The 18,199-nt window shown below is 68.9% G+C and carries 17 protein-coding genes; 5 read left to right on the forward strand and 12 right to left on the reverse strand.

Features of this window, described 5'->3' with window-relative positions; genetic code table 11:
* Window positions 1–80 precede the first annotated feature (80 nt).
* Together DJ019_RS02460 and DJ019_RS02465 are read left to right on the forward strand one after the other, a co-directional pair.
* Complete coding sequence (locus DJ019_RS02460; RefSeq protein WP_111274388.1) at window positions 81–1,028, forward strand: carbohydrate kinase family protein; 948 nt, start codon at window positions 81–83, stop codon at window positions 1,026–1,028.
* On the forward strand, window positions 1,025–1,675 hold the full coding sequence (locus tag DJ019_RS02465) for a class II aldolase/adducin family protein (protein WP_111274389.1): 651 nt from the start codon (window positions 1,025–1,027) through the stop codon (window positions 1,673–1,675). Before DJ019_RS02460 ends, DJ019_RS02465 begins: the two co-directional genes overlap by 4 nt.
* A gap of 114 nt (window positions 1,676–1,789) precedes the next feature.
* Here the strand turns inward: DJ019_RS02465 and DJ019_RS02470 are convergent, their stop codons facing one another.
* Both DJ019_RS02470 and DJ019_RS20875 read right to left on the reverse strand, forming a co-directional pair.
* Complete coding sequence (locus DJ019_RS02470) at window positions 1,790–3,820, reverse strand: NADPH-dependent 2,4-dienoyl-CoA reductase (protein WP_111274747.1); 2,031 nt, start codon at window positions 3,818–3,820, stop codon at window positions 1,790–1,792.
* Window positions 3,821–3,976: 156 nt separating this feature from the next.
* Window positions 3,977–4,144, reverse strand: coding sequence for a hypothetical protein (locus tag DJ019_RS20875; protein ID WP_165843868.1), 168 nt, complete (start codon window positions 4,142–4,144; stop codon window positions 3,977–3,979).
* Between the two features lie 202 nt (window positions 4,145–4,346).
* Here DJ019_RS20875 and DJ019_RS02475 point away from each other — a divergent pair, with 202 nt between their 5' ends.
* The 3 genes from DJ019_RS02475 (at window position 4,347) to DJ019_RS02485 (ending at window position 6,321) form a co-directional block, all read left to right on the forward strand.
* A complete protein-coding gene (locus tag DJ019_RS02475) occupies window positions 4,347–4,835 on the forward strand; it encodes a hypothetical protein (protein WP_111274390.1) in 489 nt (162 codons plus the stop codon).
* Window positions 4,836–4,912: 77 nt separating this feature from the next.
* Entirely contained in the window at window positions 4,913–5,734 is an 822-nt protein-coding gene (gene mazG, locus DJ019_RS02480) for a nucleoside triphosphate pyrophosphohydrolase (RefSeq protein WP_111274748.1), read from the forward strand.
* The gene (locus DJ019_RS02485; protein ID WP_111274391.1) at window positions 5,734–6,321 is read left to right on the forward strand and encodes a class I SAM-dependent methyltransferase; all 588 of its coding nucleotides are present in this window, start codon (window positions 5,734–5,736) and stop codon (window positions 6,319–6,321) included. Before mazG ends, DJ019_RS02485 begins: the two co-directional genes overlap by 1 nt.
* A gap of 7 nt (window positions 6,322–6,328) precedes the next feature.
* Here the strand turns inward: DJ019_RS02485 and DJ019_RS02490 are convergent, their stop codons facing one another.
* The 10 genes from DJ019_RS02490 to dusB form a co-directional block, all read right to left on the reverse strand.
* On the reverse strand, window positions 6,329–7,120 hold the full coding sequence (locus tag DJ019_RS02490) for a LytR/AlgR family response regulator transcription factor (RefSeq protein ID WP_111274392.1): 792 nt from the start codon (window positions 7,118–7,120) through the stop codon (window positions 6,329–6,331).
* Complete coding sequence (locus DJ019_RS02495) at window positions 7,121–8,200, reverse strand: sensor histidine kinase (RefSeq protein WP_111274393.1); 1,080 nt, start codon at window positions 8,198–8,200, stop codon at window positions 7,121–7,123.
* Between the two features lie 119 nt (window positions 8,201–8,319).
* Complete coding sequence (gene hflX / locus DJ019_RS02500) at window positions 8,320–9,639, reverse strand: GTPase HflX (protein ID WP_111274394.1); 1,320 nt, start codon at window positions 9,637–9,639, stop codon at window positions 8,320–8,322.
* On the reverse strand, window positions 9,636–9,881 hold the full coding sequence (gene hfq / locus DJ019_RS02505) for an RNA chaperone Hfq (RefSeq protein ID WP_111274395.1): 246 nt from the start codon (window positions 9,879–9,881) through the stop codon (window positions 9,636–9,638). The genes hflX and hfq overlap by 4 nt, the downstream gene beginning before the upstream one ends.
* 100 nt (window positions 9,882–9,981) lie before the next feature.
* Complete coding sequence (locus DJ019_RS02510) at window positions 9,982–10,845, reverse strand: D-amino-acid transaminase (protein WP_111274396.1); 864 nt, start codon at window positions 10,843–10,845, stop codon at window positions 9,982–9,984.
* Window positions 10,846–10,847: 2 nt separating this feature from the next.
* Entirely contained in the window at window positions 10,848–12,239 is a 1,392-nt protein-coding gene (gene ntrX, locus DJ019_RS02515; RefSeq protein WP_111274397.1) for a nitrogen assimilation response regulator NtrX, read from the reverse strand.
* Window positions 12,240–12,250: 11 nt separating this feature from the next.
* Window positions 12,251–14,470, reverse strand: a complete 2,220-nt coding sequence (locus DJ019_RS02520) for a sensor histidine kinase (protein ID WP_111274398.1) — start codon at window positions 14,468–14,470, stop codon at window positions 12,251–12,253.
* Window positions 14,471–14,564: 94 nt separating this feature from the next.
* A complete protein-coding gene (ntrC, locus tag DJ019_RS02525) occupies window positions 14,565–15,986 on the reverse strand; it encodes a nitrogen regulation protein NR(I) (RefSeq protein ID WP_111274399.1) in 1,422 nt (473 codons plus the stop codon).
* On the reverse strand, window positions 15,983–17,101 hold the full coding sequence (locus DJ019_RS02530) for a two-component system sensor histidine kinase NtrB (protein WP_111274400.1): 1,119 nt from the start codon (window positions 17,099–17,101) through the stop codon (window positions 15,983–15,985). Before DJ019_RS02530 ends, ntrC begins: the two co-directional genes overlap by 4 nt.
* Window positions 17,098–18,105 (reverse strand): tRNA dihydrouridine synthase DusB, encoded by a 1,008-nt coding sequence (gene dusB / locus DJ019_RS02535; protein ID WP_111274401.1) that lies wholly within the window; start codon window positions 18,103–18,105, stop codon window positions 17,098–17,100. Before dusB ends, DJ019_RS02530 begins: the two co-directional genes overlap by 4 nt.
* Window positions 18,106–18,199 lie beyond the last annotated feature (94 nt).

The raw sequence follows: 18,199 nt of genomic DNA on the forward strand, positions 1-18,199 counted from the left end.
AGGGCCGCAATGATCGACGGTGCGGGCCTGGGGTAGGCCTCGGCTCCACGCTAAGGTCGGCGTATCGGACGGGAACCGCCATGGCGCACGAGCTGCTCTGCATTGGCCTTCTGACGCTGGACGTGGTCGCGCGGCCCGTCGACACCTTGCCCGCAGGCGAGGGGACCACGCTCATCGAGGGCCTGGCTGTCGCGCCCGCGGGCACCGCCGGCGGCGCAGCTCTGGTCGCGGCGAAACTGGGCCTGGATGTCGGCCTTGCGGCGGTCGTCGGCGATGACCTGTCCGGCCGGTTCGTTCGGTTGGCGCTCGAGGAGGAGGGCGTCGACTGCGCCCTGGTGCGGGTCCGGCCCGGCCGCCGGACATCGGCCACCGTGCTGCCGATCGACTCCCTGGGCCGGCGCCCGACCCTGCATGCGCCGGGCGCCGGGTTCCTGGCGGATGCGTCCGACGAAGTCGTCACCGCGGCCTGCTCTGCGCGCTTCGTGCACTATGGCGGCGTAGGGGGGCCGAAGCTCGACGGCGGACCGGGCGCGGCGCTCCTCGCCAGGGCGCGGGCGGCGGGCGCGGTCGTGACCTGCGACCTCATCGCCCCGGGCTCGGGCGCGCTCGACGAACTCCGTCGTCTGCTTCCCCATGTGGACGTGTTCATGCCCAGCGCGGCGGAAGCCTTCGCGCTGTCGGGGGCCTCCACGCCGGAGGCTGCAGCGGCCTTCTTTCACGCGCTCGGCGCGGGCGGCGTGATCATCAAGCTGGGCGGCGAAGGCTGCTACGTCGACGTTGCCGGGGCTCCGGAGCGCCTTCCAGCGCACGATATTACAGTCGTTGATACAACGAGTTGTGGCGATTCCTTCTGCGCTGGATTCATCGCCGGCTTGGCCCGAGGCATGCCTCCGGTTCAGGCCGCCAGGCTGGGCTCCGCCGTCGCGGCCCAGGTGGCGCAAGGGCTTGCCACCCTGGGCGCGCTGGAAGGCTATGCGGCGAGCGTCCGACTGATGGAATCGCTCACCGCCGGGGAGACCGCGCAATGAACGACGAAGAAGCCAGGCTGCGGTCGTCCATGGTGGAGGCCATGCAAGCCCTCGACGCCAGGGGCTTGAACCGGGGAACCTCGGGCAATGTCTCCGTCCGCCTGGACGATGGCATCCTGGTGACCCCGAGCGGCGTCCCGCCGGCACGGCTCACCCCGGAAAGCATGGTGAAGGTGCTGGCCGGAGGCGTGGTGGCTCCGGAGCAGCTGAAACCGTCCAGCGAGTGGCGCATGCACTGGCGACTTCTGGAGCGGCGACCGGACGCGGGCGCGGTCGTTCATTGCCACTCGCGGCACGCGACGATCCTGGCCTGCGCGGGGCTGGCGATCCCGCCGGTGCACTACATGGTCGGCGTCGCCGGGACCGCCAGCGTTCCGCTGGCGCCGTACGCGGTGTTCGGCTCGGAGGCGCTGGCCGATGGCGTGGTCGACGTCCTTGGCTCGGGACGTGCGGCGCTGATGGCGAACCATGGCCAGGTGACGGTCGCGCCAAGGCTGGCCCAGGCCGTGCTGATCGCCGAGGAGATCGAGGAGCAGGCGGCCATATATTGGGGAACCCTGGCGGTGGGCGGTCCACGGCTGCTGACCGAGGATCAGATGGCGGACGTGCTCGAGCGGTTCGGCGGCTACGGCCAGAAGACCCGCTGAGCTCCAGCCCGTCGACAATTTCCGATAATCTTCCTTAGGCGATAACCGTTGATGGCGAGCGAGGCCTTGCCGCCCGTGGGCAAAAGCCCCGCCCTCTACTGACGTGGCCGCCGGTCAGACCACCGCCGCCAGCTCCGACGCCTGGTTGATCGCCCGCTTGGCGTCGAGCTCGGCCGCCTCGAATGCGCCGCCCACCAGGGTCGCCTTCACGCCAGCCCGCGTCAGCGCGTCGTAGAGGTCGCGCTTCGGCGTCTGACCGGCGCACACGATCACCGTGTCCACCTCGAACAGCGCCGGCTGGTCGCCCACGCGCGCGTGGAGCCCCGCGTCGTCGACGCTCAGGTACTCGACCGCATTCAGCATCTTCACGCCCCGCCGCTGCAGCGTCAGCCGATGGGTCCAGCCCGTGGTCTTGCCCAGGGTCTTGCCCACCGCGTCCGACTTGCGCTGCATCAGGGTGACCTCACGGCCCGACGACGCCACCTCCGGCTCGACGCCCGTCACGCCGCCGCGCGGATGGTTCTTGAAATCGATGCCCCACTCCTTGGCGAAGACGTCGACATCGAGGGAGGCGGACGTTCCGGCATGGGTGATCAGTTCGGCGACGTCGAAGCCGATCCCGCCAGCGCCGATGATCGCCACCTTCTGCCCGACGGGCTTTCGGCCTTGGATCACGTCGATGTAGCCGACCACCTTCGGGTGATCGATGCCCGGCAGGTCAGGCGTCCGGGGCTCGATGCCGGTGGCCACAATCACCTCGTCGTAGCCGGACTTCAGGTCGTCGGCGCACACTCTGGTGTTCAGCTTGAGGTCGATCCCGAGCACTTCGATCCGCCGGCGGAAATAGCGGAGCGTCTCGTCGAACTCCTCCTTCCCCGGAATCCGGCGCGCCAGGTTGAACTGGCCGCCGATCTCGGAGGCGGCGTCGAACAGGGTGACCTTATGGCCCCGTTCCGCCGCGACCGTGGCGTAGGCCAGCCCGGCGGGCCCGGCGCCGACGACGGCGATGCGCTTGGCGGCCTCCGTCCTGGGGTAGTTGAGCTCGGTCTCGCGGCAGGCCCGCGGGTTCACCAGGCAGCTCGTCAGCTTGCCCGTGAACGTGTGGTCCAGGCACGCCTGATTGCAGGCGATGCAGGTGTTGATCTCGTCCTCGCGCCCCTCGAGCGTCTTCTTCACCAGGTCGGGGTCGGCCAGCATGGGCCGCGCCATCGAGACCAGGTCGGCGTCCCCCCGCGCCAGCACCTGCTCCGCCACGTCGGGCATGTTGATGCGATTGCTGGTGATCATCGGAACGGTCAGTTCCTTCCGCAACCGGCCGGTGACCTGGGCGAAGGCGGCGCGCGGGACCATGGTGGCGATGGTAGGCACCTGCGCCTCGTGCCAACAGAAGTGCGTCGAGACGATGGTCGTCCCCGCCTCCACCACGGCCTTGCCCAGGCTGACCACCTCGTCCCAGGCCAGGCCGCCCTGCAGCATGTCCATCGCCGAGATCCGGAAGATGACGATGAAGTCCGGGCCCACCGCCTCACGCACCCGGCGGACCACTTCCACCGGGAAGCGCATGCGCTTCTCCCACGAACCACCCCACTCGTCGGTGCGCTGATTGGTGCGCTCCACCAGGAAGGTCGACAAGAGATACCCAGCCGAGCCGATGATCTCGACGCCGTCGTAGCCGGCCAGCTTGGCCATGGCCGCGCAATTGGCGAAATCGGCGAGCTGCTTCTCGATGCCTTCCGCGTCCAGCTCGTTCGGCACGTTCGGCGCGATCCGTGCCCGGATGGCCGACGGCGCGACGGCGTCCGCGTTGCGGGCCAGTGAGCCGGCATGCAGGATCTGCAGGCAGATCTTCACGTCGGGATCGGCGGCCCGCACCGCGTCAGTCACCATGCGGTGCTGGGCCGCCTCCTCCGGAGTGGACAGTTTGGCGCCCCCGCCAGCCTCGCGGTTCGGACCGATGCCGCCGGTGATGATCATCCCCACGCCGCCGCGCGCCCGTTCAGCGAAATAGGCCGCCTGCCGCTCGAAGCCACCCGGAATGTCCTCCAGCCCGGTGTGCATCGATCCCATGATCACGCGGTTCTTGATCCGGGTGAATCCCAGGTCCAGCGGCTGGAACAGGTGCGGATACTTCTTGGTCGCGTCCATGTCGCCCCCCTCGGCGGTCCGTCGGCCGGACGTGCGCGGCCGCATCGCTATCGTTCTTTGGCGGCGATTTTCGGAAGTTTGCGCAAGGTCAGTCCAGCGCGTCGTGCGCGGTTGACGCGCCCTGCCCTCAATGGCCCGCGCGGGTCGGTCTCGGCTTCAGAACGTCCGGGCGATGGCCCAGATGATTGCGGACCAAAGCCCTGCCGAGACCAGCCCACCGATGGCGAGGCCGTAGCCGACCGGCAGCTTTCGCGGTTCGACGCTGTCGCGCAGCCGAGCCGCCGCCTTCAAAGGCCCGGATCCGGTCGAGATCACGTCGCTCATCTGTCGCCTCCCGCAGCGCCAGACTGAAGCCCCTTGCCCAGATAGCGCGCGGGGCGCGCGTTGAGTTCAACGGCGCGGCGACAGATTTCGCCTATCAGGCGAGTCGCGCCACCAAAATCCGCCATGGGGCGGCGCGGCTTGTTGCCGCGTGACCCGCGGGCGCCCATGTGTTAAGTTCTTACTGTATTTCACGGAGGCTCGCATGCGTACGATGATCCTCTCCGCGGCCGCCTGGGCCGCCATCGCCAACGTCGCCGCCGCGGCGCCCGCCGAAGTTCGGGTCGCCGTCGCGCCCGCCCTGCAGGCGACCTTCGAAAAGACCTATGGCGTCCGCGAGGCGAACCTGCTGAAGGACGAGCTGCGCAAGTCGGTGGAGCAGTCCCTGGCCGACTCCAGGGCGCTTGACGGCGCCCGGATCGAGCTCACCCTGGTCGACGTGAAGCCCAACCGGCCCACCTTCAAGCAGCTTGCGGACACCCCCGGGCTGTCGATGCAGAGCTTCGGCGTCGGTGGCGCGGCCCTCGAAGGCCGGGTGATCACTGCGGACGGCACGGAACGTCCGGTCGCCTACAGCTGGTACGAGAGCGACTTCCGTCAGGCCTATGGCCGCTGGGTGTGGAGCGACGCCGAGTGGGCGTTCGACCGGTTCGCGCGCAAGCTCGCGCGCGGTGAGACCCTGGCGCGTCGCTGACGTCCTGGCCCGGCTTGCGCCAGGAACCGGCGCGCGGTCTGATCGGCGCATCATCGCCGCCCGCCGAGTTCAAGACCATGACCCGCCCTGCCCCGCCGGCCGAACAGCGTCCCATCGACCGCCTGCTGGCGATCATGGCGCGCCTGCGTGATCCGCAGGACGGCTGTCCCTGGGACCTGGAGCAGACCTTCGCCACGATCGCGCCCTATACGGTGGAAGAGGCGTATGAGGTCGCCGACGCGATCGAACGAGGCGATCTCGGCGACCTGCGCGACGAGCTCGGCGACCTGCTGCTGCAGGTCGTCTTCCATAGCCGCATGGCCGAGGAAGCCGGGGCTTTCAGCTTCGATGACGTGGCTACCGCGATCAACGACAAGATGATCCGCCGGCACCCGCATGTCTTCGGCCAGGAGACCTACGCGTCGCTCGACCATCAGAAGCAGGGCTGGGAGGCCATCAAGGCGGCCGAGAGGATGGAAAAGGCCGGAGCGACGAGCCTGCTCGACGACGTGCCGGTCGGCCTGCCCGGCCTGACCCGGGCCGTGAAGCTGTCCAAGCGCGCGGCGACCGTCGGCTTCGTGTGGCCCACGGTCGGGGATGTGGTCCACAAGCTGCACGAGGAGGTCGGCGAAATGCTGGCGGAAGTCGAGGCCGGAGATCTCGACAAGGTCCGCGAGGAGCTGGGCGACGTGCTCTTCGTCGTCGCGAACCTGGCCCGGACCCTGGATATCGACCCCGAGGACGCCGTCCGCGCGACCAACGCCAAGTTCGTGCGCCGCTTTCGGTTCGTGGAAGCCGAGCTCGCCGCCCGGGGCAAGACCCCGGACCAATCCGATCTCGCGGAAATGGACGCGCTCTGGGACAAGGCGAAGAAGGTCGAGAAGGCCGGTAAACGCTGATGTCGCTCGCGCCGGAACATGGGGTCGCGACGAAGCTCAATCTGGGCTGCGGCTTCGACAAGCGTGAGGGTTGGCTCAACGTCGACAATTTCGCGGCGTGCGAGCCTGACCGGCTCCTGGACCTCGAGACGACGCCTTGGGACCTGCCCAGCGACGCCTTCGAACACGTGCTGCTCAAGCATGTTCTGGAGCACGTCGGGGCCGCCTTCCCGGTCTTCGCCAGCGTGATGCAGGAGCTCTATCGGGTGACGGCTCCCGGCGGGATCGTGGAGATCCACGTGCCCCACATCCGCCACGACAGCTACTGGACCGATCCCACCCACGTCCGGCCCTTCACGCTGGAAACGTTCCAGATGTTCTCCAAGCGAGCCAACCGCGACTGGGCCCAATCGAAGGCGAACGTCAGTCTCATCGCCCTCATGATCGACGTCGACTTCGAGCTGGAGCACGCCGAGCAGACCTATGAGGCCGAATGGAGCCGCAAGCTTCGCGCGGGCGAGGTGAGCCCGGCGGAGCTCTATGAGATCTCGCGCAGCCGCTGGAACGTGGCGCGAGAGATCCAGGTCAGACTTCGCGCCGTGAAGTAGCCCCGCCTCAGTCGGGCTCGAGACCCGCCGGCGAGAGCCCCAGCGCCTCGACGACACGGCCGACGTAGCTGGCGCCGACATCGACGACGGCCCCATCCTCCATGTGCAACCGCATCACGCCGCGGCCAGCCCGTTCGACGCGCGCCACGCAACTGATCCGCACGAAGGCGCCCCGGTGGACCCGCAGGATCTGCCGCGGGTTCAACTGTCGTTCGAGTTCCCGCATCGTCGTGCGCAGGATGTGCGTCTTCAGCGACGTGTGGATCAGCGCATAGTCCTTGTCGGCCTCGATGCGCCGGATGTCGGCGACCGGGACGCGCACACGGCCGTTGCGCTGGCGGACCCAGAAGGCGCTCGGGAATTCCTCGGCGGGCTCCTGCGCCCGCTCCACTTCGGCGAGCCGCTGTTCCAGCGCGACCAGCCGCTGGTGCGCCCGGCTCGCCTCCCGCCGGCGCCGCGCCCGGCTCATCGCTTCGGCCAGGCGATCGTGGCGCACCGGCTTCAACAGGTAGTCGGCCGCATCCAGGTCGAAGGCGTCGGCGGCGAAGTCCGAAAAGGCGGTGACGAAGACCACATCCGGCCCGGCCCCGGTCGACAGCACACGGGCGACGTCGAGCCCGGTGCGACCAGGCATCTGGATGTCGAGGAATACGAGGTCGGGCTTCAGCGACGCGACCTTGGCCAGGGCCTCATCGCCATCGCCGGCTGATCCCACGACCTCGGCGTCGGGCAGGCCTCGCAGGCCCTGGATCACCCAGTCGACCGCGAGGGGCTCGTCGTCGACAACAAGAACCCGCATCTAGACAGCTCCGGAGAACGCGAGCGGCAGGGTCACCTCCGCGCTGAAGCCCGTGGGCGACCCATAGACCGACAGCCGTCCCTTATCGCCGTAGAGCGTCGTCAGGCGCGCGGCGACGTTGCCCAGGCCGACCCCGAGGCCGGCGCGCGCGCCGCCCTCTCCGCTCCCGTCATCCGAAACCTCAAGATGAAGACGCCCGCTGTCGGCTTTCGCGGAGACGCGGATCGTCACCGGCCGCTTGCTGGGCGCTACGGCATGCTTGATCGCGTTCTCCGCCAGCGGCTGCAGCAGCAGATGGGGCGTGCGCGCCTCGCTGAGCCGCGGGGGCAGCTCCATGACCACGTTGAGGCGATCGCCAAAGCGGGCGGCTTCGATATCGAGATAGGCGCCCAGCAGATCGAATTCCTCCTCGAGGGTCACCATGGCGTTCGGTTCGTTGGAGAGGGTGGCGCGGAAGAACTCGGCCAGGCGCGCCACCACGGTCTCTGCGTCGCGGTTTCGACCCGCCCCGACCAGCGACATGACCGCGTTCAAACTGTTGAAGAGGAAGTGCGGATTGATCTGGAACCGCAGCGCCGCCAGCTGTGCTTCCTGGGCCGCCGCCAGGGCCCGCGCCAGCCGCTGCTCGCGTTCCGCGACCGCCCGCAGGGAAAAACCCATGCCGAGCGCGGCCGCGTAGGTCACGTGGGTCGGTGTGAGATAGAGCAGATTGTTCAGGAACATGACCCCCTCGCCGCTCACCAGGGCGTTGGGTCCCGTCTTGTAGCTTTCGCCGAGGTAGAGCTGGGCCACGATCAGGTCGACCCACGCGTGGAGGCCGGCCAGTCCGGCGAGCACGGCGAGGCTCGTCAGCCCCCGCAAGGCCAGCGACCGTTGGTGCGTGGCCAGAATCTGGAGGTAGAACAGCACCGAGAAGGCCGCCCCGAGGAGGGAGCTGCCACCCAGATAGACGACGTTCCGCGGACCATAGTTTCCCGCGGCAACGCCCGGCGCGACATAGCCGATGAACGCTACGAACCAGAGCAGGCCGGCAAATCCCACGGCCAGTCCGGTGGCGCTGCGACCGAGGTCGATCTTCAATCCGTGTTCCCCTCGCCGGCTCCGTCCGACGTACCCTGCGTGTGCGGCCCATCGCGCGCCCCCGCCAAGACGCGTGCGACGAACGGCGACGCCACCGCGACGAGTTCGTCAGCGACCGCTTATCGCGCGCCGACGACCGCCTGCGGAAAAAGCTGTTCGAACTGGCCCAGCGCCTGGGCGGTCAGGCTCACCGACATCCGCACGCCGCCGTCCTCGGTCTCGTCTCGCTCGATCACGCGGCCGTGCTGGTACAGCCAGGCCACGGCCGCGCCCTCGCCGGCAGGCGTCGTCACGTCGATCGGCGGCGCTTCATCCACGAGCCCGCAGACCGCGGCCAGAAGCGCCTCACAACCCTCGCCCGTCACGGCCGAGACGACCACGGCTGGAGGGTTCGCCTTGCCGGCGTCCCGGACCAGGTCTTCCCGTTCCTCGTCGGGCAGGAGGTCGGCCTTGTTCCACACCTCCAGGATCCGGCGCTCGTCCATGTCGATGCCGAGCCGCCCCAGGACCGCCCGCACATCCTGCGCCTGGGCCTGGCTCTCCTCGCTGGCGATGTCGCGCACGTGCAGGACCACGTCGGCCTCTCGCACCTCCTCCAGGGTGGCGCGGAAAGCCTCGACCAGCTCGTGCGGCAGGTCGGAGATGAATCCCACGGTGTCGGACAGTATCGCCGGACGACCATCCGGCAGCTTCAGCGACCTAAGCGTGGGATCGAGGGTGGCGAAGAGCATGTCCTCGGCCAGCACCTCGGCGCGGGTCAGGCGATTGAACAGCGTCGACTTGCCGGCATTGGTGTAGCCCACCAGCGCCACGCTCGGGAACGGAACGCGGCGGCGGGCCGACCGCTGGAGCGTTCGCGTCCGGCGGACTTCCTCGAGTTCGCGCTTCAGCTTGCCGATCTTGTCGGCGATCAGGCGTCGGTCGGTCTCGATCTGGGTTTCGCCCGGGCCGCCCATGACCCCGAATCCACCACGCTGCCGCTCAAGGTGCGTCCAGGTCCGCACGAGGCGCGAACGCTCGTAGCTCAGGCGGGCCAGTTCCACCTGCAGCCGCCCCTCTCGCGTGCGGGCCCGCCGGGCGAAGATCTCCAGGATCAGCCCGGTCCGGTCGATGACCTTGGCCTTCCAGGCCTTCTCCAGGTTCCGCTGCTGCACCGGAGTCAGCGCGTCGTCGACGACGACGACGTCCAACTCCTCGACCTCCACCAGGGTGGCGATCTCCTGCACCTTGCCCGCGCCGAACAGGGTGGCGGGGGTCAGCTTCCGCAGCGTGACGATCATCGCCTCGCGGACCTCGAGATCGAGGGCCAGCGCCAGCCCGGCGGCCTCCTCGAGACGCGCCTCAGGGTGGCGCGCGGTCCCGCGCCCCTCCCGGTCGGGATGGATGACAAGAGCGCCCTGGACGGGCGCCTCCCGGTCTACGAACTTCGAAGAGCTCAATCGGCCTCGTCGTCGGCCGGCTCATAGAGCTGCACGGGCTGAGCCGGCATGATGGTGGAGATGGCGTGCTTATACACGAGTTGCGACTGGCCGTCCCGGCGCAGCAGCACACAGAAGTTGTCGAACCAGCTCACCACGCCCTGCAGCTTGACCCCGTTCACCAGGAAGATGGTGAGCGGCGTCTTCGACTTCCGCACGCTGTTGAGGAAGGTGTCCTGCAGGTTCTGTTTCTTGTCGCTCACGGCTTTCCGCCTTTTCGTTTTGATCGGGCGGCTATCCGCCCACACACAGGAGTCACGCTATGCCGCAATTCGCGGCGGTTGCAATCGCGGGAGACGTGGATCAGATCGCCGTCGCCTTCGCGCGCTCGATATAGAGGCGACGAAGCCTCATGGCCACCGGCCCCGGCGCGCCGTCGCCCACTGGCTTTCCGTCCACCGACACCACGGGCAGCACGAGGCTCCCCGCCCCGGTGATGAAGGCCTCCTTCGCCTTCAAGGCCTCGTCGGGTGTGAAGGGGCGCTCCTCGACCTTCAGGCCGGCTTCGCGCGCCACATCGAGGAGGGACAGGCGCGTGACGCCACGCAGGATGTTGGCGTTCGTGTCGCGGGTCCGCAGCGTGCCGTCCTGGTCCACGATCCAGGCGTTGGATGACGCGCCTTCGGTCACCAATCCCAGGTCGTCAATGAACCACGCCTCGACCGCGCCAGCCTCGCGCGCCTTCTGCTTGGCCAGGGCGTTGGGCAGCAGGCCCACCGTCTTGATGTCGCACCGGCCCCAGCGGTTCTCCGGCGTCGTCACCACCCCGACGCCCTTGGCGGCGCGGGCCTCGGTGGCCGCGCGGTCCACCCGGCTGACGGTGATGACCACCGACGGTGCGACCGGCGTGGTCGGGAAGGCGTGGTCCCGCGTCGCGACGCCACGGCTGACCTGGAGATACACGAGGCCTTCGCGGACCCGGTTCCGGCGCACCGCTTCCTTGAGCACCAGGGTCAGAGCCCTGCGGCTCATCGGCATGGAGATGCGCAGTTCCGCCAGGCTCCGTTCGAGGCGGGCGAAGTGCCCCTCGGGGTCAGCCAGCAGGCCGTCGAACAGCGCCCACACCTCGTAGACCGCGTCGGCAAGCTGATAGCCGCGGTCCTCGATGTGGACCATGGCGTCGCGCTTCGGCACGAAGCGGCCGTTCACATAGGCGATGCGCCCCACGCTCAGACCTCCTCGGCTTCCAGGGACCGGGCGCCCGATAGGCCCAGCGACTTCAGCTTACGGTGAAGCGCCGATCGCTCCATGCCGATGAAGGCCGCTGTACGCGAAATATTTCCCGAAAAGCGAAGCATCTGGGCATTCAGGTATTCGCGCTCGAACACCTCGCGAGCCTCGCGCAGCGGAAGGGCGATGATCCGCTCGGCCCCCAGGGACGTGGACGGCTCGTTCACGCTCGCCTCGGGGGGCAGCATGTCCGCGGTGATCGGCTCCGAAGGCGAACCGGAGGCCAGGATCAGCATCCGCTCCACGTTGTTGCGGAGTTGCCGCAGGTTGCCGGGCCAGGCGCGAACCTGGAGCATCGCCAGCGCATCGTCCGACAGGCGCCGACGAGACAGGCCCGACGCCTCGCAGATGCGGACGATGAAGTCCTCGATCAGCTCCGGAATGTCCTCTCGCCGCTCGGACAGACCGGGGACGTTGACCGGAACCACGTTGAGGCGGTGGAACAGGTCTTCCCGGAACCGCCCCGCGGAAATCTCCTCCCGCAGGTCCCGCGAGGTCGACGAGATCACGCGCACGTCCACCTGTACGTCGGCGTCGCCCCCCACGCGGCGGAAGCACTGTTCCACCAGCACGCGGAGGATGCGTCCCTGGGTCTCGCGAGGCATGTCGGCCACTTCGTCGAGATACAGCGTCCCACCGTGGGCCTGCTCGAACACGCCGATCTTGGCGGGCCGGCCGCCCGCTCCCTCCTCGCCGAACAGTTCCACGTCCATCCGCTCCGGCGTCATGCCGGCCGCGCTGATCGGTACGAACTCGTTGCGGGAACGGTGGCTGGAGGTGTGGATAAGACGCGCCACCGTCTCCTTGCCCGCGCCGGGCGGACCAGAAATCAGCACACGGCTGTTCGCGCCGGCCAGCTTGGCGATCATCTGTCGGAGCTGTTGCGCCGCCATCGACTTGCCCAGCAGCCCCTCGGGCTGGATCGTCTGGGCGCGCAGCCGCCGGTTCTCGCGACGAAGGGTGCTGGTCTCCAGCGCCCGCTCCACCACCATCAGCAGGCGGTCGGACTTGAACGGCTTCTCCAGGAACTCATAGGCGCCGCGCTTGATCGCGCTGACGGCGGTCTCGATGTTGCCGTGACCGCTGATCATGACGACCGGCAGGTCGGGGTCGAGTGTCTTGACGAGGTCGAGGAGTTCCAGGCCGTCCATGCCGCCCCCGGACATCCAGATGTCCAGGATGAGCAGCGCCGGCTTGCGCGCCCGCACCGCCTGCAACGCGCTTTCGGAATCGTTCGCCGTGCGAACGTCGTAGCCCTCGTCGGTCAGGATCCCCGCGACCAGTTCGCGGATATCCGCCTCGTCGTCGACCACCAGAACGTCAGCCGCCATCGTACACCTCGTCACGCCGATACGGCGTCGGTTGGGTTGGAGACGCGCTCCACCGGCGCCACGGGCAGCCGCAGGATGGCCAGGGCCCCCTGCCCGCTGCGCGAATCAGTCAGCTCCAGCTCCCCACCGTGATCCTCCAGGATGCGCTTGACGATCGCGAGGCCAAGCCCCGTGCCCTTCTCGCGCGTCGTCACATAGGGCTCGGTGAGCCGGTCGCGGTCCTTGGCCGGCAGTCCCACGCCATTGTCCTCGACTTCGAAGACCGCCGAGCCATCCTCGATGACCATCCGCGCGGTGATCCGGCCCTTCAGCCGCGGCGTACGGGCCTTCCGTGCCTCGATGGCCTCGGTCGCATTCTTCAGCACGTTGGTCAGCGCCTGGCCCAGCATCCGGCTGTCGGCGACGAGCTCGGTGTCGGCTGCCGGCTCTTCCAGTTCGACCGCGATGTCCGGGGCCGCGACACGCTGGGCGAACGTCGCCGCGCGCAGCAGCTCCGCGGCGCCGACCCGGGCGAACTTTGGTGCGGGCATGCGCGCGAAGGCCGAGAATTCGTCCACCATCCGGCCGATGTCGCCAACCTGGCGGATGATCGTGTCGGTGCAGCGGTCGAAGATCTCCAGCTCGGACGCGGCGATGTCCTTGCGATACTTGCGACGAAGCCGTTCGGCGCTGAGCTGGATGGGTGTCAGCGGGTTCTTGATCTCGTGGGCGATGCGTCGCGCCACGTCGCGCCAGGCGGCGTTGCGCTGGGCGGCGACCAGCCGGGTGACGTCGTCGAAGGTCAGGACGAGGCCGCCCTCGCTCTGGCTGGCGCGCACGCGCAGCCGCCGGGTGTCCCGGCCCCGGGCCACATCGATCTCGTCCTCCGCGTCGCCGCGCCGGCCCGCGGCGGCCAGTTCTGCAATCTCGGGCGCCACGTCGACGAGAGGCCTTCCGCGGCCCCGATCCTCGGGCAGGTCGAGCAGGATGGCGGCCTGCCGGTTCGCCACCGAAATGCGACCGTCGGCGTCGAGGCCGATCACGCCCGCGCTGACCTCGGCGAGCACCGTCTCGATGAACTGGCGGCGCTCCTCAGCCTCTGCGCTCGCCCGCCGAAGGGCTTCCTGCTGCGCCTGAAGATCGCTCGTCATGCTGTTGAACGCACGGGACAACACGGCGATTTCCTGAAAGTCCGACCCCTCGTCGACTCTGGCGTCGAGATCTCCGCTCGCCACCCGGCCCGCAGCCTGCACTAGGCGCCCGATCGGTCCCGAAATGGCGTTGGCGGCGGCTAGGCCAAGCCAGACCGCGCCGACCAGCATGAGCATCGCCGTCTCGGCATAGCTCAGGGCGAAGATCGTCTGCACACGAGAGCGGTTCTGGGCCACCTCGCGATAGGAGACGAGCGACCCCTCGGCGTCGCGGAGATGGGCGATGATCCCCTTCTCCAGCGGCCGCGCCACATACAGGTACACGTCCGAATAGGCCTGCAGGCGATAGAGCGCCCGCATGACATCCGAGCCCGCGAAGTCGGGCACGCTGATATCGCCGTCATCCGCCGCATCGAACGTCGAGGCCTTCGGCGCGACGAAGCCCGGGGCGCCCTGCGGTTCGAAACGGGCGAGGATCCGACCCTGGCGGTCCACAAGATAGGCCGCAGCAAAGCCGTGGAAGTCGGCCAGGGCCGAAAGGTATCCATCCGCGCGGCCCGGGCCGGCCTGGAGCGCGGCGGCCTCACGGTTGAGGTCGAGCGCCATGGGCAGCACATGGTCGACCATGTAGCGGTTCTGCTCTTCCACGTAAGAGCGGAAGACCGTCGCCGAATTCTCCACGACCGTCTGCACGCGGTCGCTGAACCAGTTCTCCACGCCGCGGGTGACCAGTACGCCGTAGAACAGGAACACGACCGCGGCGGGCGCGGCCGCCGCGAGCGCGAACAGGAAGACAAACCGCACGTGCAGCCGTGCGCCGGCATCGCTCGATCGCGCCTTGAGCAGCTCGAACACCCGCAGGCCGACGACGGTCATCAGGCCCAGGATCAGGATCAGGTTGAGCCCGAGCAGCGTCAGGATGAGCTGACTGGCAGGACCGAGCGGTCCTGTCTCCGGGGGCGAGGCGGCCAGCAGGATGGCGAGCCCTGTCAGGCCCGCGGCGACCCCGTAGCCGACCCCTAGGACGACCCGGGACTGCAGCGCGCTTCGGATCCGGGCAAGCGCCGGATGACGGAACACGGGGTGCGCAAGCAACGCCATTGGCGCCGGAGCCTAGGGAGCTGTGCTCCAAAATCAACAGCTATGTTGCGCGGATGCACAGTGGCGCTCGCGGACGAGGCCACTGGCGACCGCGTCAGCGCCGGCCCCTGGCCATCTCCACGCCCAGGTCGTGAATCTTCTTGCGCAGGGTGTTTCGGTTCAGCCCGAGGATCTCCGCCGCGCGCACCTGATTGCCCCGCGTCGCGGCGAGCGTGAGCTGGATCAGGGGTCGCTCGACCTCCTCCAGCACCCGGTCGTAGAGCCCCGCGGGCGGGATGCCGTCCGGCTGGTCGGCGAAGTAGGCGGACAGCTTCTGTTCCACGAGCTGCGACAGCGTCGCGGGCCCCTCATGACCCTGGACGACCGGCTGCTGGTCGGCGAGCTCCTTCTCGACGATGCGGGCGGTGATCAGGTCCTCGCCGTAGAGGGCGCAGATCCGTCTGACGAGGTTCTCCAGCTCGCGGACGTTGCCGGGCCAGGTGTGCCGCTTCAGCCGTTCCAGCGCGCTCGCGTCGATAGTCTTGGCCGGCAGGCCCTCGCGGTTGGCGCGCAGGAGGAAGGCGCGGGCAAGGTCCGGAATGTCCTCGGCCCGATCGCGCAGCGGCGGGATCCTCAAGGGCGCGACGTTCAGGCGGAAGAAGAGGTCCTCTCGGAACAGTCCCTGCTGGATGAGCGCCCGCAGATCGCGATTGGTGGCGGCGATGATGCGCACGTTGGGCCGGCGGCCGGTCTTGGGGTTGAGCGCCGGCTCCGACCCGTCGATCACGCGCAGCAAGCGCGTCTGGGCGTCGAGCGGCATGTCGCCGATCTCGTCGAGGAACAGCGTGCCGCCGTCCGCCTCCACCAGCTTGCCGTAGTCGCCATCGTCCTTGCCGAACAGCTCGGTCTCGACGCGCTCCCGCGGCGTCGCGGCCAGGTTGATGACCACGAACTTCCCGTCGCGCCGCCGCCCCATGTCGTGCAGCGCCCGGGCGACCAGCTCCTTGCCTGCACCGCTCTCGCCCGTGATGAGAACGGTCAGGTCGGCCCCAACCAGCCGTGCGATGGTCCGATAGACCTCCTGCATCGGGGCCGAGCGGCCGATCAGCGGCAGACGGTCGTCCCGGACCGCGCGGGCCTGGGCCTTCGACGCCTCGCTGTCGGCAGGGCGCGCCAGGGCCCGGCGCGCCGCCGAGGTCATGTCGTCCAGGTCGAACGGCTTCGGGACATATTCGAAGGCGCCCACCTCGGCCGCATTCACCGCCGTGATGAGATTGTTCTGCGCGCTCATCACGATGACCGGCAGCTTGGGCCGTTGCTTCTTGATGCGGGGGAGCACGTCGAAGACGTTCTCGTCGGGCATGACCACGTCGGTCACGACCAGGTCGCCCTCCCCGTCCGACACCCACTTGAGCAGCGTGGTCGCGTTGCCCGTAGCTCGGACCTGGTAGCCCAGTCGCGTGAAGGCCTGACTGAGCACGAGGCGGATCGAGGAGTCATCGTCCGCGATCAGGATTTTCTTGGAAGCCGCATTCATTCGTGAACGTCCTCAGGAGAGGCGACCGGGAGCAGCACGCGGAACACGGTGCGGCCAGGCTCGGACTCGAAATCGATCAGGCCGCCATGTCCGGCGACCAGCTTGGCGACCAGCGCCAGGCCGAGGCCCGCGCCGTTCGCCTTGGACGTGACGAAGGGCTGGAACAGGCTCTCGCGGATGTGCTCCGGAATGCCCGGCCCGTTGTCCTGGATGCGGACCTCGATCGGCGCGCCCCGCAGGACCTGCCCCTTGGCCGACCGCACCTTCACGCCGTGACGATAGGCGGTGTGGATGGTGATCTCGCCGCGCCCGTCCCCGCGGGCGTGGGCGGCCTCGGCGGCGTTCTTCACCAGGTTCAGGAACACCTGGATGAGCTGATCCTCGTCGCCCGACACCGGCGGCAGCGACGGGTCGTAGTATTCCTTCAGGCCCAGCCCGTCTGCCACGCCGTTGGCGGCCAGCGCCCGGACCCGGTCTAGGATCTGGTGGATGTTGATCGGCGCCAGCGACGGCAGGGCGTCGTCGGAGAAGGCCTCCATCCGGTCCACCAGCCGGCGGACCCGGTCGGTCTCGTCCACGATGAGCTGGGCAAGCGGCGCATCCTCCGCCTTCGCGCCCGACTTCAGCAGTTGGGCCGCGCCCCGGATCCCGGCCAGGGGGTTCTTGATCTCATGGGCGAGCATGCGTCCGAGACCGACCAGCGATCGCAGGCCGGCGGCCTCGTGGGCGCTGCGCTCCACGCCCAGGCCGTTCTTGACGGTCAGAGTGAGCAGGATGGAGCCGTCGCCCAGCGGCGCGGCCGCGCCGTCGGCTTCGAAGGGCGGCAGCCCGAAGAGACTTATCTGCAGTCCCCGCTCCCGGACCCGCGTCCCCTCGTCGATCGCCCGGTCCAGCAGCGACACCAGCGCCGAGCCCGGCGGCAGAGCGGCCCGGAATCGTCCTCTCGACAACAATCCCAGCCCCTGGCCAAACAAGGCCTCGGCGGCTTCATTCACCGCGACGAGCCCGCCCTCGGCGTCGACGACCATCGCCGGGTCGGGACTGAGCTCGAAGGCCGCCGCCTTCAGGGCGCCGACGTCCGCCCCCCTTGCCTGTAGTCGCGTACTGCTACTCATGCCGCCAGTCTCCGGTCGGGCGTTGTCCAGAGGGCCTCAAGCCCCCGTTCGACCGATCGGGCGTCCTCCAGGCGGCAGAGCGCCGCGCGCGCCTCTCTCCGAGCCTGCGCATCCGCGGGCCGGGGGGCGTTCTCGATGTATGCGGCCAGGTGCTTGCGGAAGATCCGCAATCCCAGGCGTTCGCCATAGAATTCCAGGCTGTCACGGAGGTGAGCCACCGCGATCGACAGCCGCGCTTCCGCGTCGGGCTCGGCGAATGGCCTGCCGTCCAGCTCGGCCTCGATCTGCGCCGCGATCCAGGGCCGGCCATAGACGCCACGGCCCACCATGACCGCATCGGCGCCGGACGCGTCCAGGGCTTCCCGGGCGCTGGCGCCGTCCACGATGTCGCCGTTGACGATCACCGGCAGGCTCACCGCTTCCTTCACCGGCTTCACCGCCGCCCAGTCGGCCCGCCCCTTGTAGAACTGGCAGCGAGTCCGCCCGTGCACCGTCACCGCGCGAACGCCGATCCGCTCCGCCCGCGCGGCGAGCTCAGGCGCATTGCGGGACTGGTCGTCCCAGCCCAGGCGCATCTTCACAGTGACCGGGACCTCCGTCGCCTCGACCGCGGCGGCCATCAATTCGGCGGCGAGCGCCGGCTCGCGCATCAGCGCCGACCCTGACTGGGCGCCGGTGACTTCCTTCGCGGGACATCCGAAGTTGAGGTCGATGATCTGGGCCCCTGCCTCGGCGGCGAGACGCGCGCCGGAGGCCACGAGTTCGGGTTTGCGGCCGACGAGCTGGACCACCATCAGCGGCAGCCCCTCGCCGACTGCTGCTCGGCGGACCACGTCCGGCCGGCCCTTCGCGAACTCGGCGCAGGCGACCATCTCGGTGGCCACATAGCTTGCGCCCAGTCGGCTCGCGGCCCGCCGGAACGGGAGATCGGACACGCCCGTCATCGGCGCGATCCAGACCCGTCCACCAACCTCTACATCCCCGACCCGGAGCGCACTGCTCATTTTGTAATCAGCTCCCACTGCTCTATTTCTAGGCACGATGTTGCGGCGCCGTAAAGCGGGAATGCTGGCGCTTCGTGACGCAGTTTCCTAAACG

Origin of the sequence: Phenylobacterium kunshanense (genome assembly GCF_003254525.1) — a bacterium.
GTDB lineage: Bacteria > Pseudomonadota > Alphaproteobacteria > Caulobacterales > Caulobacteraceae > Phenylobacterium > Phenylobacterium kunshanense.